Source organism: Achromobacter sp. 1011791174 (assembly GCF_059760925.1).
Genome location: NZ_JCBANH010000063.1, coordinates 21,368 through 35,429, shown reverse-complemented (window position 1 = coordinate 35,429; position 14,062 = coordinate 21,368). Strand labels below are relative to the sequence as shown.

The 14,062-nt window shown below is 65.6% G+C and carries 14 protein-coding genes; 11 read left to right on the top strand and 3 right to left on the bottom strand.

Annotation, left to right across the window (positions count from 1 at the left end):
* The 6 genes from AC6LJ5_RS20240 to AC6LJ5_RS20215 all read left to right on the top strand — a co-directional run.
* A partial coding sequence (locus tag AC6LJ5_RS20240; RefSeq protein ID WP_498141419.1) for a polysaccharide biosynthesis/export family protein occupies positions 1-1,120 on the top strand: 1,120 nt, incomplete at its 5' end.
* Between the two features lie 7 nt (positions 1,121-1,127).
* Positions 1,128-2,468, top strand: a complete 1,341-nt coding sequence (locus AC6LJ5_RS20235; protein ID WP_392408773.1) for an ABC transporter permease — start codon at positions 1,128-1,130, stop codon at positions 2,466-2,468.
* 9 nt (positions 2,469-2,477) lie between these two features.
* A complete protein-coding gene (locus AC6LJ5_RS20230) occupies positions 2,478-3,194 on the top strand; it encodes a P-loop NTPase family protein (protein WP_103271183.1) in 717 nt (238 codons plus the stop codon).
* Positions 3,195-3,237: 43 nt separating this feature from the next.
* Positions 3,238-4,347, top strand: coding sequence for a KpsE/RkpR family capsule polysaccharide export protein (locus AC6LJ5_RS20225; protein ID WP_103271184.1), 1,110 nt, complete (start codon positions 3,238-3,240; stop codon positions 4,345-4,347).
* Complete coding sequence (locus AC6LJ5_RS20220; RefSeq protein WP_498141418.1) at positions 4,340-6,256, top strand: tetratricopeptide repeat protein; 1,917 nt, start codon at positions 4,340-4,342, stop codon at positions 6,254-6,256. Before AC6LJ5_RS20225 ends, AC6LJ5_RS20220 begins: the two co-directional genes overlap by 8 nt.
* Positions 6,257-6,281: 25 nt before the next feature.
* The gene (locus AC6LJ5_RS20215; protein ID WP_498141421.1) at positions 6,282-7,529 is read left to right on the top strand and encodes a pectate lyase family protein; all 1,248 of its coding nucleotides are present in this window, start codon (positions 6,282-6,284) and stop codon (positions 7,527-7,529) included.
* Positions 7,530-7,576: 47 nt separating this feature from the next.
* Here AC6LJ5_RS20215 and AC6LJ5_RS20210 read toward each other — a convergent pair whose 3' ends face one another.
* Positions 7,577-8,482 carry a LysR family transcriptional regulator gene (locus tag AC6LJ5_RS20210; protein WP_199770931.1) on the bottom strand — a complete coding sequence of 302 codons (906 nt, stop codon included), beginning with the start codon at positions 8,480-8,482 and terminating at the stop codon, positions 7,577-7,579.
* A 90-nt stretch (positions 8,483-8,572) separates the two neighbouring features.
* On the opposite strand from AC6LJ5_RS20210, the gene AC6LJ5_RS20205 reads away from it, so the two are divergent.
* The 5 genes from AC6LJ5_RS20205 to AC6LJ5_RS20185 all read left to right on the top strand — a co-directional run bounded on the left by AC6LJ5_RS20205 (position 8,573) and on the right by AC6LJ5_RS20185 (position 12,686).
* The gene (locus tag AC6LJ5_RS20205) at positions 8,573-9,940 is read left to right on the top strand and encodes an MFS transporter (protein ID WP_498141417.1); all 1,368 of its coding nucleotides are present in this window, start codon (positions 8,573-8,575) and stop codon (positions 9,938-9,940) included.
* Positions 9,921-10,319, top strand: a complete 399-nt coding sequence (locus AC6LJ5_RS20200; protein ID WP_498141416.1) for a DUF4440 domain-containing protein — start codon at positions 9,921-9,923, stop codon at positions 10,317-10,319. The genes AC6LJ5_RS20205 and AC6LJ5_RS20200 overlap by 20 nt, the downstream gene beginning before the upstream one ends.
* 152 nt (positions 10,320-10,471) lie before the next feature.
* Positions 10,472-10,708: a hypothetical protein gene (locus tag AC6LJ5_RS20195; RefSeq protein ID WP_103271189.1), complete on the top strand. Its 237-nt coding sequence runs from the start codon at positions 10,472-10,474 to the stop codon at positions 10,706-10,708.
* A gap of 158 nt (positions 10,709-10,866) precedes the next feature.
* Positions 10,867-11,154, top strand: coding sequence for a DUF7710 domain-containing protein (locus AC6LJ5_RS20190; protein ID WP_498141420.1), 288 nt, complete (start codon positions 10,867-10,869; stop codon positions 11,152-11,154).
* A gap of 401 nt (positions 11,155-11,555) precedes the next feature.
* On the top strand, positions 11,556-12,686 hold the full coding sequence (locus AC6LJ5_RS20185) for an HAF repeat-containing protein (RefSeq protein WP_498141415.1): 1,131 nt from the start codon (positions 11,556-11,558) through the stop codon (positions 12,684-12,686).
* 87 nt (positions 12,687-12,773) lie between these two features.
* On the opposite strand, the gene AC6LJ5_RS20180 is transcribed toward AC6LJ5_RS20185, so the two are convergent.
* Both AC6LJ5_RS20180 and AC6LJ5_RS20175 read right to left on the bottom strand, forming a co-directional pair.
* Positions 12,774-12,998, bottom strand: a complete 225-nt coding sequence (locus AC6LJ5_RS20180) for a hypothetical protein (RefSeq protein ID WP_498141414.1) — start codon at positions 12,996-12,998, stop codon at positions 12,774-12,776.
* 360 nt (positions 12,999-13,358) lie between these two features.
* On the bottom strand, positions 13,359-13,709 hold the full coding sequence (locus AC6LJ5_RS20175; RefSeq protein ID WP_498141413.1) for a hypothetical protein: 351 nt from the start codon (positions 13,707-13,709) through the stop codon (positions 13,359-13,361).
* Positions 13,710-14,062 lie beyond the last annotated feature (353 nt).

Here is a 14,062-nt window from a genome sequence, read left to right as displayed (position 1 = left end):
CCGCATCGCGGCGCCGGCCCTGCTGCTGATCACCGTGCTGACGCTCAGCGGCTGCCAGCTGCCGCGCTCCGGCCCGATGCTGAGCGAAATGACGGGCGCCCACGAGAAAGATGTGATCGTGATGCCTGTCTCGCGCGAACTGGCGCGCGCCAGCCGGGTGGCCGACGTCGCCGATTTCCCGGTGCGCTACCGCGACCTCACGCAGGCCGGCTTCGACCGCCTGGTTCCCGGAGACGGCATCAACGTGAAGGTATGGGAGCGCGGCGGGCTGGGCGTGTTCGCCGCCGATCCCTCCGGCGTCAGCGACCTGGGCGTCCAGGAGCTGGATCGCAACGGCAATGTCTCCTTCCCCATCCTGGGAAAATTCCAGGCCGGCGGCATGACGCTGGCGCAGCTGCATGACGCCATCGTGGCGCGGCTGAGCCGGCTGGTCGCGGGCGCCGACGTCAGCGTGACCCGCGCCGCCGACGCGCGCGGCCAGATGGTGACGGTGCAGGGCAACCTGACCAAGCCCGGCATGTATCCGATCACGCAGACCGCCCAGCGCCTGAGCAGCGCGTTGGCGCAGGCGGCACCGGTGCAGACCAACCCCGAACAGCTCGTCATCAGCCTGCGCCGCGACAACCAGGTGGCCTCGGTGCGGCTGTCGGACATTTACCGCAACCAGAACAACGACATCCTGCTGCGCTCCGGCGACGTCATCACCGCCTATGAATCGCGCGAGTTCCTGACCGTGCTGGGCGCGGCCGGCAACCAGGGGCGCGTGGCCATCAGCAAGCGCAACTACAGCGTGCTGGACGCGCTGGCCGATGCCAAGGGCCTGGACGACCAGACCGCCGACCCGCGCTCCGTCTTCCTGTTCACGCCGGCCCAGGCCAGCGTCGAGGGCAAGCCGGACCTGCTGCCGGTGGTGTACCAGTTCGACCTCACGCGCCCGGAACAGGTGGCGCTGGCGCGCGACTTCAGCGTGCGCGAAGGCCAGGCCATCTACATCTCCGACGCGCCCTTCACCCAGGTGCAGAAGGTGCTGTCGGCCTTCCGCGTGACCATGAGCGCGGGCTTCAGCGCCACCCGGCAGATCGACGCCGACAAGTCCGGCGCCTCCGGCGTCAACCCATAGCGTTCCGATGAGCAACGAGGATCGGATCAAGGGATGGCGCGCGCGCAGAAAGGACAGCAGCTACGCGGTGGGAGCCGGCGTCTCGGCCTGGCGGCTGGACCCGGCCGCGCTGTTCGAGGCCCAGGCCAAGCCGGCCGTGCTGCTCAAGCCGCTGCTCGCGCGCCTGCAGGGCGAGCCGCATGACTCGGTGGCGGCGCGACGGACAGTGTACGAGGCGGTGCAGGCTGAGCTGGACGCCGAGATCGCGCGCGCCGGCGTCGACGAGACGCTGGCCGATTTTTCCCGGCGGCGGCTGCGCCTCATCGTGCGGCTGCTCGAACAGGACATCCGCGCGGGCGTCGCGGTATTCGTCCCGGGCTACATGCCGGCCCGGCTGGAAACCGAGGACCAGCGCCTGGCGCAGGCGCACGCGCGGCGCGAGGAACGGCGCAGGCAGGACGCGGCGCGCGACGCGCGACGCCACGCCTCGCGCCACGACATCGCGCTGGAAATGGAGCTGCCCCCGGGCGAGGCCGGCGACCTGGCGATCCTGCGGGCCAGGTTGAACGGCCTGCATGCACGGCATCAGCCACGCGCGGCCGGCGAGGGCTGGCCCAGCGGCCGCACGCTGCTGGCGCTGTTCGTCTACCAGCTGCACGTGATGCATGGCGAAAGCCGCATCGCCCTGCTGTGGGCGCTGGTCGGCCCGGTGGTGCTGCTGACGCTGATCTCGTCGCTGTACATCCTGATGGGCACGCACTACATCCTGGGGATGGACGTGCAGACCTTCTCGCTGCTGGGTGCGACGACCTGGATCATGTTCCGGCAGATCGTGTTCCGCAGCAGCACGGCGTATGTGTCCGCGCGCGGCCTGCTGAATTTCCAGGGCGTGACGCCCCTGATGTGCGCGCTGGTGCAGGCGCTGCTGTACGTGTCGGTGTACCTGGTGGTGTTCGTGGTCCTGATCGGCGCCGGCCATGCGCTGGAACTCATCACGCTGCCCCGGAGCTGGCCGGGATTCATGCTGTACGTCGTGCTGATGGCCTGCTGCGCCGCCGCCATGGGCCTGCTGTTCGGCGCGATCGCGACCTTCTGGCACTTCTTCCTGCGGCTGGCGCCGGTGATCGAACGCTTCCTGCAGATCTTCTCGGGCGTGTTCTTCGTCTCGGAGCAGCTGCCCGAGCACCTGCGGCCCTGGATGCTGTGGCTGCCCTTCGCGCATGGCATGCAGCTATTGCGATCCGCCTACTTCGACGCGTACGCCTCGCAGGACGCGAGCCTGGGCTATTTCCTGACCTCGCTGGTGTTCCTGATGGTGCTCGCCCTGGCGGCCGAACGCCTGGCCCGCCCCAATGTCCAGCCGATGTGAGGAGGCAGGATGATCCATCTCAATGGCGTGACGGACGAACCCTATGCCTTCGGCAGCCGGCAGCCGCTGCTCGCCGGGGCCGATCTCGACATTCCGGTCGGGCGCTACGCCCTGCTCTCGCCCGCGCCCGAGCTGCACCGTCAGATCGTGGACGTGCTCTGCGGTCTGCGTCCGCCGCGCCAGGGCTTCGTCAAGCATGAAGGCAGCGTGTCCTGGGCCATCGGCCGGCAGGGTTTCATTCGCGGCAAGGCGACCGGCCTGAACATGATCGAGCTGACCTGCCAGATGTACGAGATCGACGCCGACGCCACCCGCGAACTGGTGGCGGATCTGGTCAGCGATCCCACGACCCTGGCGCGGCCCATGGAACATTGGCCGCTGCATGCGCGGCAGGAGTTTTCGTTCGCGCTGGCGCTGGCGCCGGCGTTCGACGTCTACGTGATCGAAGGCGCCATTCCCTTCGAACCCTGCCGTTTCACCCGTCTCTGGCTGGCGCTGTTCGAGCAACGGCTGATCGGCAGGACGCTCATTCTTTCCAGTTATCGCCAGAACCAGTTGGCGGACTATTGCCTCAAGGGCCTGATTTATGAACGAAGCGCACTCCGCATCGAAGACGACCTCGACCAGTGCATCCGCAAATTCCCCCCGCGACGCTCAAGAAGCGAATCCGGCAGCGCAGGCGACGACGTTCTCGGCGGATTCGACGAGGGCCAGCTCGGCCTCTGACGGCGGCTCCGAGATCGAACGCCGCCGCCGCGAGCGACAGGCCATGGTGGGCGAGCGCCGCCGACGCCGCTGGCTCAACGCCCTCATCGTGGTGGCGCCGGTCGCCTGCGCGCTGATCTACGCGCTCAGCATCGCGACGCCGCGCTATGAAGCGGAATCGCGCTTCTTCGTGCAATCGGGTTCCGGCCAGCAGGGCGGCGGGGCCATGGCGGCCAGCCTGCTCACCACGGGCAACTCGGGCGGCATGCTGGGCGGCTTCGTCGACGGCTGGGCGGTCAGCGACTTCCTCAAGTCGCGCGACTGCATGCGGCAGCTGGACAGGAAGATCGGCCTGCGCCAGATCCTGCTCAACGCCGGCATGGACCCGGTCAACCACCTGTCCGAGGATTCGAGCGAAGACGACCTCTACCGCGCCTACCGCGCCTCGGTCCAGGTTTCCTTCAATGCGCTGGAGCAGATCGACGTGCTGCGCGTGCGCGCCTACTCGCCGCAGGACGCCGAAACCCTGTCGCGCGCCTTGATCGGCCTGGCGGAGGAATTCGTCAGCTCCATGAACGAAAAGGGCGTGGCCGACAAGCTGAAGGTGAGCGAGGAATCGGTCAGGCTGGCCGAACAGAAGGCGCTGGCGGCCCGCGAGGCGCTGACGGCCTGGCGCACCACCCACGGCAATATCGATCCCACGGCCACGGTGGCCATGCTGCTGAACCTGTCCAGTCAGCTGGAAACGGAACTGAGCGGCGCGCAGGTCAACCTGGACAAGATCCGCGCGCTGGGCAACAAGGACCACTTCATGCTCAAGCCCGCCGAAACGCAGGTCGCGGCGCTGAAAAAGCGGCTGGCGACCGTGCGCCAGCGCCTGAGCGGCGACGGCAACACCGAGGCCAGGCAACTGAAATCCTATGAGGCGCTGCGCAATACCCAGGCTTTCGCGGACTCGAACCTGACCCTGGCGCAGCAGTCGTACCAGCAGGCCGTGACCGATGCCCTGCGTCTGCAACGCTACCTGTCCATCATCGCGCAGCCGGTGTCCACCGACCGGCCCAGCAGTCCGCGCACCGCCATCCTGCTGCTGCAGGCGCTGGCGCTGGGCTTCGTGCTGATGTTCGTGCTGCGCGCGGCGATGGCCTTGCTGAGGGGATTGCGCCATGGTTGACGCGACGATCGAACGGCGCGGCGCGCGCGACGCCACGGAACCGGACGCCGCCACGCGGCTGCGTGATGTGATCCAGCGCATCCTGGAGGCGACCGATCCCGAGCAGGCCATGGCGGCGCTGGGGCCGGCGCTTGCGCAGGCGGCGGACGGCTGGCGCGACGCGCGCCGCCTGCTGGTGTCGCCCTGGGTGCGCCAGGCCCGCTACGCGCCGGCGATCGCCGCGCTGGAGACAATGGTCGCCGCCTACCCCGCGCGCGTGGACGAGCGCCGCCTGCTCGCCAGCCTGCTAGGCCGCACCGAGCAATGGGACCGCGCCATCGCCCAGGCCGACGCCGCCGCCGGCATCGCGCCCGAAGACGCCTGCCTGCACGCCGCGCGCATACAGCTGCGCGTTCAGGCCGGTCGGATCGAGGACGCCGCCGGGGTCGCGCGCCAGACGCACGCCCTGGCGCTGGCCGCGCCCGCCGACGCGCACTGGTGGATGCTGGCCTACGCGCGCCACGGCGACGCGGCCGAGGCGGCCGGCATCGCGGCGGCATTGGACGCGACGAACCTGCCGAACGCGCGCGTGGCCACGGTGGCCGTGCGCGCCCTGCTCGACGACGACAGGATAGCGGCGGCCATCCGATTGGGCGACGCCGCGCTGGAAGCGGGCCACGACAGCCCGCCCCTGCGCGCCTCGCTGGGCCTGGCGCACCTGCGCCGCGCCACCGAAGACGACCGCAAGATCCATGCGCTGGCGCATTTCGAGGCGGGGCTTGCGGCCGCTCCGTCGGACGTGCGGCTGTTGACGCTGCATGGCGAAACGCTGCTGCGCGCCGGACGCTACAAGGACGCCGTGCCACCGCTGGAACAGGCCATCGCCCTGGCGCCGGAACTGGAACAGACCCGCGCCCTGTATGCGCGCGCGCTGCGCTACACGCAACGATACGACGAGGCCGCCGATCAGCTCCTGCATCTGGTCACGAAGTCTCCGGACAAGCCGCTATGGCAGCGCTCGGCCATCGGCGCGCTATCGCAGGCGGGCCGCCCGCGCGAGGCCGAGGCGCTGTTCGAGCGGTATGTCGCGCAACGCGGCCTGCGCCTGCCGCCGACCTTCCGGGAAGCCCTGGACCAATTGGACGAGCGGCTCGATAGCGCGCCGATTCCACGGGCGCGCCTGGACTGGGCCTGGTCGCTGCGCGGCGACGCACAGGCCGACCGCAAGCACTGGGAGCGCCGCGCGCGCTGGGGCCATCTGGTGGATCATCTGCTGTTCGACTGGCTCGAATGCCGCGAGGACAGCGTCGAAGAGGCCATGCAGCTGCTGGGCGAACTGGACACCGGCGAACGGTTCTTCGCGCCGCTGCTGGCGGCGGGCCGGGGCGTGGTGGTCGCCACCGCCCACGTCGGTCCCATGTACGCCGGCCTGATGGCGCTGGAATTGCTGGGCATTCCGTCGCGCTGGCTGGCGACGGCGCCTCGCATCGCCCGGAGCAGCTACGCCGCCGCCCTGATCTCCACCGCCGACCAGACCGAGGCGCAGGTCGCCAAGGCCTGCATGCGCGCGCTGGCATCGGGCCATGTGCTGTGCCTGGCCGTGGACGGCGCGGCCAATCCCGCCGCGCCGCGCGCGTCCTTCGCGGGACAGGAAGTGACGTATTCCGGTTTCGCGGCCCATCTGGCGCATCGCCAGGGCGTGCCGTCAGTGTTCTATGCGCCTCGCCGGGAGAACGGCAGGGTGGCCTACACGCTGGCGCTGCTGCCCGCCGCGACGCCCGGCGAGGACGCCGACGCCTATGCCCTGCGCTGGCGGCAGGCCTATTTCGAACATCTGCGCGCGCATGTGGCCGGTCCGCCGGAGAACCTGCGCCTGAGCGGCGGCATCTGGCGTCATGTGCAGGCCGCGGATCGATCCGCGCCGCGTTAAGGAGTGAGTCACCATGAAATCACGCATGCATTCCACCGCGGCGGCGACGCCCCGGCAACCGCGCGGGTTGCGGCTGGCCCGCGCGCTGCGCTGGCTGCCCGCCCTGGCCCTGCTGCATGGCGGCGCGGCGCTGGCGAGCGAGTCCTGCGCCAGCCCCGATGAGCGCTGTGCCTTTGTCTCCGCGCTGCTGCAACAGCGCGAAGGCTACGGCGCCAAGGCCACGGGCGGGCTGGGCGGACGCTTCATCGAAGTCACCTCCGACCAGGATTCAGGCCCGGGAACGCTGCGCGCCGCGCTGGCGCAGGCCAAGAAAGGTCCGACCTGGATCCGCTTCGCGTCCGACATGACGATCGTGCTGGACAAGCAGCTGCGCGTGCCGTCCAACACCACCATCGACGGACGCGGCCGGCGCGTGGCGTTGATCGACGACGGCCTGGGCGTGTATGGCAGCCAGAACGTCATCCTGACCCATCTGACCATCGACGGCCGCCTGAACCGGCTCACGCAGGCCGTGAACGTGGCCAACGGCAGCCGCGACGTCTGGGTCGATCACCTGGACCTGTCGCGCATGTCGGACCGGCTGCTCAACGTGAAGAACGGTTCGACGGACGTGACGATATCGTGGACCAAGTTCCACAACTCGAACAAGGTCATGCTGCTCAACAACATCACGTCCAAGAACCTGTTCGAGAACTACGACCGCGACGCGATCGCGCGCGTGACGCTGCACCACAACTACTTCTTCAACACGGTGCAGCGCAATCCCCGGGGGCAGTTCGGCACCTTTCATCTATTCAACAACCTGCTGGAGAACTGGGACTTCTACGGCATGAGCTTCAGCCTGGAAGCCAAGGCCTTGGTCGAGGGCAACATCTTCAACAACGACGCCAAGCGCCAATGCGTGGAGCCGGAGTTCTTCCCGACGGTGGAAGGCGTCAAGGTGAACTACTGCCGCTACATCCCCGAGGCCGCCAGGCGCAGCGCGCTGGACAACGGCGCGTCGGACGAGGGCGCCTATCAGAACCTGAAAGCCCAGAATGGCTACACGCGCGACTACAAGGCCTTCCTGCGGCTGAAGGACAATCTGTACCTAGGCGACGCCAAGCCGGTATTGCAGGACTATCGACCGGAAGCCGCGCCCACGCCGCCATATTGCTATGGCTATGAACGGCCCACGGCGGAACTGGCGGACAGGATCCGCAAGTACGCGGGGAATACGTCGGGGGATACGCCGCTGCCGGCGGCGCGGGCCGGGACGGGCTGCGCGCCGTAAGGGGCCTTGACCGCGCGGCCATGGCCGGCGCCGCGCGCTCCGCGCACTCAAGCCTCGCCCAGGCGCTCGCACAGAAAATCGATGAACGCCCGCGTCTTGCGCGGCAGATGACCGCTGTTCGGAAATACCACGTTGATCGGTTGTTGCGGCAAGGCATGGCCGGGCAGGATCCGCCGCAGCGCGCCGCTCGCCAGGTCGTCCTCGACGAACCAGGCGGGTAGCAGCGCCACGCCCAGCCCGGACCGCGCCATGGCCCGGATGGCGGTCGATGAGTTGGACTGGTGGGCAGCCCGTCCGGCGATGTCCACGCGCTGTCCGTTGGCGCTGCGCAGCGTCCAGGCCGTGGGATGGGACAGATTGCTGTTGGCGATCCAGGGCGCGGCGGCCAGATCCGCCGGCCGCCGGACGGGATGCTGGCGCAGGAAGGCCTGGGACGCCACCAGCACGATGTCGTACTGCGCCAGCTTGCGGCTCCTGAAGCTGGAGTCCGCCAGATTGCCCAGGCGCACCACCAGATCCAGCTTTTCCGCCAGCAGGTCGCTCAGGGAAGCGTTGACGTCGTAGCAGACCGAGATGCCCGGATGCTGCGCCACGAAGTCCGGGATCAGCGGCAGGACGAACCGCTCGCCATACTCGCTGGTGGTGCTGATGCGCAGCTTGCCGGAAATCCGCCGGCCCTGATGCATGATGTTTTCAAATGCGCCTTCCATGTCGCGCACGACGTCCTTGAACTCGTCATGGAACGCCTTGCCCGCCTCGGTCAGCGAGAGCGCGCGCGTGCTGCGGACCAGCAGTGTCACCGCCAGCGCCTCTTCCAGCGCCTTGACGTGCAGGCTGGCCATGGCCTTGCTGATCCCCAGGAAATCCGCCGCCTTGGTGTAGGAACCGAAGTCGACCACGGCGAGGAAAGTCTGCGCCTGATTGAGCAGCGTATGCATGGCTGGCCGGGTCATTGTTCAATCCGATCAAACAAAGAATCAAGCATATCCATATCGACGGCGCCCGTCCACGCTCGCTACGCTTGCGGCCCTGGAGTGAGCAAGATGACGTACCGATACCGACTGGCCGCCGTGTTCCTGATGGGGTTCTTTGTCGACTGCATCAATATATTCATGCCCGCGATCGCCCTGCCCACGATCGCGGCCGAGTTCCGCGTCGGCGTGTCGGCCGGCGCCTGGGTCGCCAATGCCTACATGCTGGGCTTGACGCTGGCCATTCCGGTCAGCACCTGGCTGGCCGGCCGCTGGGGCGCGCGCAGGCTCATGGCCGGATCCATGCTGGCGTTCGCGCTGGCGGTCTGGGCCTGCGGCCTGGCCGGCACGTTCGGCCAGCTGATCGGCTGGCGCTTCGTCCAGGGCATGGCCGGCGGCCTGATGATTCCGGTGGGACAGGCCGCCGCCTTCAATCTGTTCCAGGGACCTGAGCGCGCGCGGATCTCCACGCTGGTCATGGCGGTGGCGCTGATCGCGCCCGCGCTCTCGCCGTGGCTGGGCGGGCTGATCGTGGATCATGGGTCCTGGCGCTGGATCTTCCATTCGAACATTCCGCTGGCGCTGGCCGCCGCGGCGCTGGCCTGGGGCTGGGTGCGCGACACCCCGTCCGAGCGTCCGCCGCGTCCGGACCTCAAGGGGCTGGCGCTGATCAGCATCGCGCTGGCCAGCCTGCTGACCGGCATGTCGCTCTATGGCGCCGGCCAGGACATGACGCCGGCCTGGATTTGTCTGGCGACGGGCGCGGCATCCGCCTTGGCGTATGTCGTCCACTATCGCGGATCGACCCATGCCATCGTGGAACTGAAGCTGCTCGGCAGTCCGCGCCTGCGCCTGTCGGTCGCTATCTATCATGCCATTCCCGGCGTCTTCACCGGCGTGAACCTGCTCAACATTTTCTATCTGCAGGACGTGCTGGGCATGAGCGCGCGGGCCACCGGCACGCTCATGATCGTCTACGCCTGCGGCGCCTTCGTGGCCATGATGGCCGGCGGCCGGTTGTACAACCGGGCCGGCATGCGGCCGTTGTTCCTGGCCAGCATGGCGCTGCACAGCCTGGGCGTGGCCGCGCTGGCCGGCGTGACGGCCGCGACCGACACCTGGCTGCTGGTCGCCGCCTACGGCCTGATGGGACTGGGCGGCGGCATGGGCGCAAACACCGCGCAGACCACTGCGCTGCTGGACTTCGACGGCCGGCAGACGCATCAGGCCAGCGTCATCTGGAACATCAACCGGCAAATGGCGTTCAGCGTCGGCGCGGCGTTCTTCCTGATGATCTTCAATTCCCTCGCCACCCACCTGGATGCCAGCCGGGCCTATCACCTGACGTTCGTGATCGCGTCGTTGATGGGACTGTTGCCCGCGCTGCAACTGGGATTCTTCAATACAGGAAAACGCCATCGTGCAGGACACAGCCATTGAACTGGCCACGCGCAACATCCATCGGGTCCACGACCTGATCCATGCCATCTTCACCCACCCGACGGACTCGCAGGCCGCGCTGGACGCGCTGCTGCCCATGTTCACGCCCGGGTTCAGCATGGTCACCACGGCGGGCGATGTCGTCGCGCTGGGCCAGGTGACGCAGATGTTCAGGCTCGCTGCCGGCAAGCGTCCGGGACTGGAGATCGCCGTGGCCGAGGTGCAGCCGGTCTGGCAGGATGAAACCGGCATCGCGATGCGCTACCGGGAAACCCATCGGCTGAATGGGGTGGAAACCTCGCGCCGCTCCGTCGTGATCATGCAGCGGGCGAGCCAGGGCTTGATGTGGCACTATCTGCAGGAAACGGCCTTGCCTTGATCGCGCCTTCACGGCCAGCCTTGTCCACCGCGTCATCGGGATCGGCGCGGCGGCCCTCCCCGGCGCGGATGCAGCCGTCCGCCCGGCATGCCGCCCAGGCTTGAATTCGTCCGGGTATTCAAGCGATGCAAGCTGATTCAGGCATCTGCAAATTGAGCGAACTGAACGTGGAAATCGACCTGGCCAAATGCCTGACGCAGCACGGCTTTGTCCTGCACATGAACGAGATATTCCAATTCCCGGGAGACTTCTGGAACGCCGTCAGCGTCGTCGACAGCGGCATGCAGGACCTGGGCTGGATTGCGGAGCGGCGCATCAACATCACGCTGGTCAATCTGAACAAGGCGAAAAAGAAACCCAACGACGGTCCGAATCATGGCCTGAAGTAGGCCATGGATCGCTTTTACATGTACCAGCGATACTGGGACCGCCCTGGCAGGCAGAAGTCATTTCATGTCGCGTGCCGCGACTGAACGGGACGCGCGGATAGGGGAATCGGGCCGCGCCTGCTGCGCAGGCATCCTGGGCAGCGCAAACAGATCAACCAATCAACGAACATCACCAACAGAAATGGATCTGGGTTTTCACCGGCGAATCAGCCCAATTCTGCTCCGCGGTCTTTGACGATAAGGCGCTCGCCGAGGAATGGATCAGAAGCCGGTCCGTGTCGGGCGTGCTGACGAGAATGCCGCTGAACCTGAGCGCCTATGACTGGGCAACGGGCGCGGGACACTTCGTGCCCAGGCGGGACGAGCAGAAGAGGCCGAGGTTCATACTGCGGTTCAGCTGCGCGTCGCTGGAGCATGGGCACTATGTGGATGGGATGCAAGGCTGAGTGTTCGCCAGGGAAACCATCGATTATTCGCTGCGAAGGACGCTCGATGCCCTGATGGCGTGAATAGGCCTCGCGAACCGAGGCCGATTCCAGATCGCCGCCGGCCAATTCCGCCACTATCTCTCAGCCTCCAATCGCGCTTCCGGGCCACCAAAGAAGCCCTGAGCTATTGGGCTGGTGTTTTCAATACCAATCACACATTGGCGCACGAATATTATCTCGTGCTTGAATGCGGTCTCTAGATTTCACAAGACTGTTCACTGCCCGCAAGAAAATCGTCTTTTATCGTCAGCTCGTTCGTTTCCTCTTGGAGAATACGCATGACTGCTTCGGTTTCTTGTTTTTCTTTGGTTATCTCCGGCAGCCTGCTGCTTGCCATTCCCGTGGCTCAGGCGGGGCCCATGCAGGATATAGGCGCGTCCTCGGGCCCGCAGTGCGTAGGCATAGATGTCAATAATTCCGGTTATGTGGTGGGCGCCTGCGTGGAGTCCAATGGCTCGGCATCGGGCTTTGTCGCCCAGACGCCCGGCGGCGGGGTCGATCTGGCGCATCTGGTCGCGGGCCGCAATTGTTCGGCGGTCGCCATCACCAACGTCGGCCGAATCGTGGGCCATTGCATGAACAGCAATTCGCTGCACACCGGCGTGGTCTGGAACGCCACGGCGCCCACATCGGTGCAGGCATTGCAGGCGCTGGTGGGCGGTGTGCGCAGCAAGGTGACGGCCTTGAGCCAGAGCGGAGCCGTCGCCGGCGTCAGTCTCAACGCCGACAATACAGCGCTGCCCGTCATGTGGCGCAACAACGAGACCACAGCTCGCTCCCTGCCTGCCGGCCTGCTGGGCCTGGTTGCCACGAACTGCGTACCCGCCGATATCGACGATCACTCCGAGAATCCGACGATGCCCAATATCGTCGGCAACTGCCCGGGCAGCAATGGCCGGCCTCAGCCCGTGCTGTGGGGTCCGGGACTGCTGGGCGTCTATGCGTCCACCGCGCTGCCCTTGCCTGCCGACGCCCTGCATTGCCGCGCGACCCAGGTGGTGAACGCGCGCATCCTGGGCCAATGCGATTTTGGCGCACAGGGCGGCCATGCGGTGCTGTGGAGCAATCCGGCATCGGCACCGCTGGTCTTGTCCACGGGCGCGCAGCGCAGCAATGCCAGGACGCTGAACGCCAATGGCCACGTCATCGGTCATTACCCCAACACCAATGGCGACGCCATTCCCTTCCATTGGGATACCACGACCAATATACGAACGGATATCGCCCCGCCCGCCGGCGCCCAGCATGCGACGGTAGTGGACATCGGCGACAACGACAATGTCGTGGGCACCAGTGAAATGACCGACGGCACCAAACGCGCCTTCAAGTGGACACCGGGCGGCGGTTCCGTGGACCTGGGCACCCTGCCCGGCGGCAAGAACAGCGGCCCCGTCGCGCTCAGCCAGGACGGCTGCCAAATGACGGGTGGAAGCGAAGCGGGTTCTGGACAGGACTTGCACGCGATTCTGCAGAACCTGTGCACGCCGTGATTGCATCGGGAAATACCGCCTAGCTGTTTGGAACCAGGCAGCGATGCGCCGCAAGCGTTGCGGCGCATCGCAATCAAGGGGTGATCATTACCGCCACGTATCTAATGAAATCTCTTCGTCCTGCAGCAATCCTGCGTCGGCCGACAATGCTTCAGGTTTTTCACCGTGATTAAAGAAAACCCTCGCCACGAATTCTGTCAACCAAGTGTATCCAGCAGGATGCGCATAGACCTCCGCATTGACGCTCGATGAAAAAAAGACAGCCATAAAAAAAAGAGATGAAACTGCTTTTCCAAAAGCGAGCTTTTTCACTGAACACCTCCTGGATGAATCATCCGATCACGACGGCTTTCCGCCGTGGCGTGGCACGATATTGAGAGTCACGAAAGTAGCGCTCTATTGAATGCAGGATGGAGAGTGAAATTCCACGGATCGATCGCCATTACTATTCGGCGACCATGTCCCAACATGATGGGCACGCCATGAAACCCAGACGCCGGACGCTGTTGCGGCATTTTGAAAAGCACGGATCTGGACAGGACTTGCACGCGATCCCGCAGAACCTGTTCACGCCGTGTACAGCATCGGGCAAACCGCCTAGCGTGTCTGGAACCAGGCAGCGATGCGCCACAGGCGTTGCGGCGCATCGCAATCAAGGAGCGATCATTGCTATCATGTATTAAGCGTGATTCCTTCGCTAGGGAACAGCTCCCAGTCGGTTGGTGCGAGCATATATTCTGATGCCTCGACGTCCAGTAAGTAGGCTATCCAATCTCTGCCGAAGTCGTTGCGCTCGCCATCGCCAAAGACCGACGCATTGACGCTGAATGAAAAAAAGACAGCCAGAAAGATAAGCGCCGATACTACTCTTCCAAAAACGGGCCTTTTCACTGAACGCCCTCCTGAATGAATCGTCCGGTCCCAGTGGCCTTCCGGCTTGGCGCGGCACGACGTTGAAAACAACGAAACTAGCGCTCTATTGAATGCAGGATGGAGAGTGAATTTCCACGGATTGATCGCCATTACTATTCGGCGACCATACCCCAACATGATGGGCACGCCATGAAGCCCTGACTCCGGGCGCTATTGCAGCATGTGGAAAACCCCGAAACCAATCTGATTTTTTTATTCAAAAACCGTGCTTGATAGAGAGCATCGAATAACCGCCCCTGCTCATCTCCAAAGCGCAGGCGCGGTTTCATATTCTTGTATACGGTAATTTTCCGGCCTGCTGTCCGTATTTCACCAGTTTGAACCACCCCAGGTATCAAGGAGGCTGCTTGATTAAAGAAAAACAACCTCGTGGACAGGCTCGCGAGACGGGCTGTCGCTGTTTGTTCAACCTCGCTCGGTAGCATATAGCCAATCGACGAATG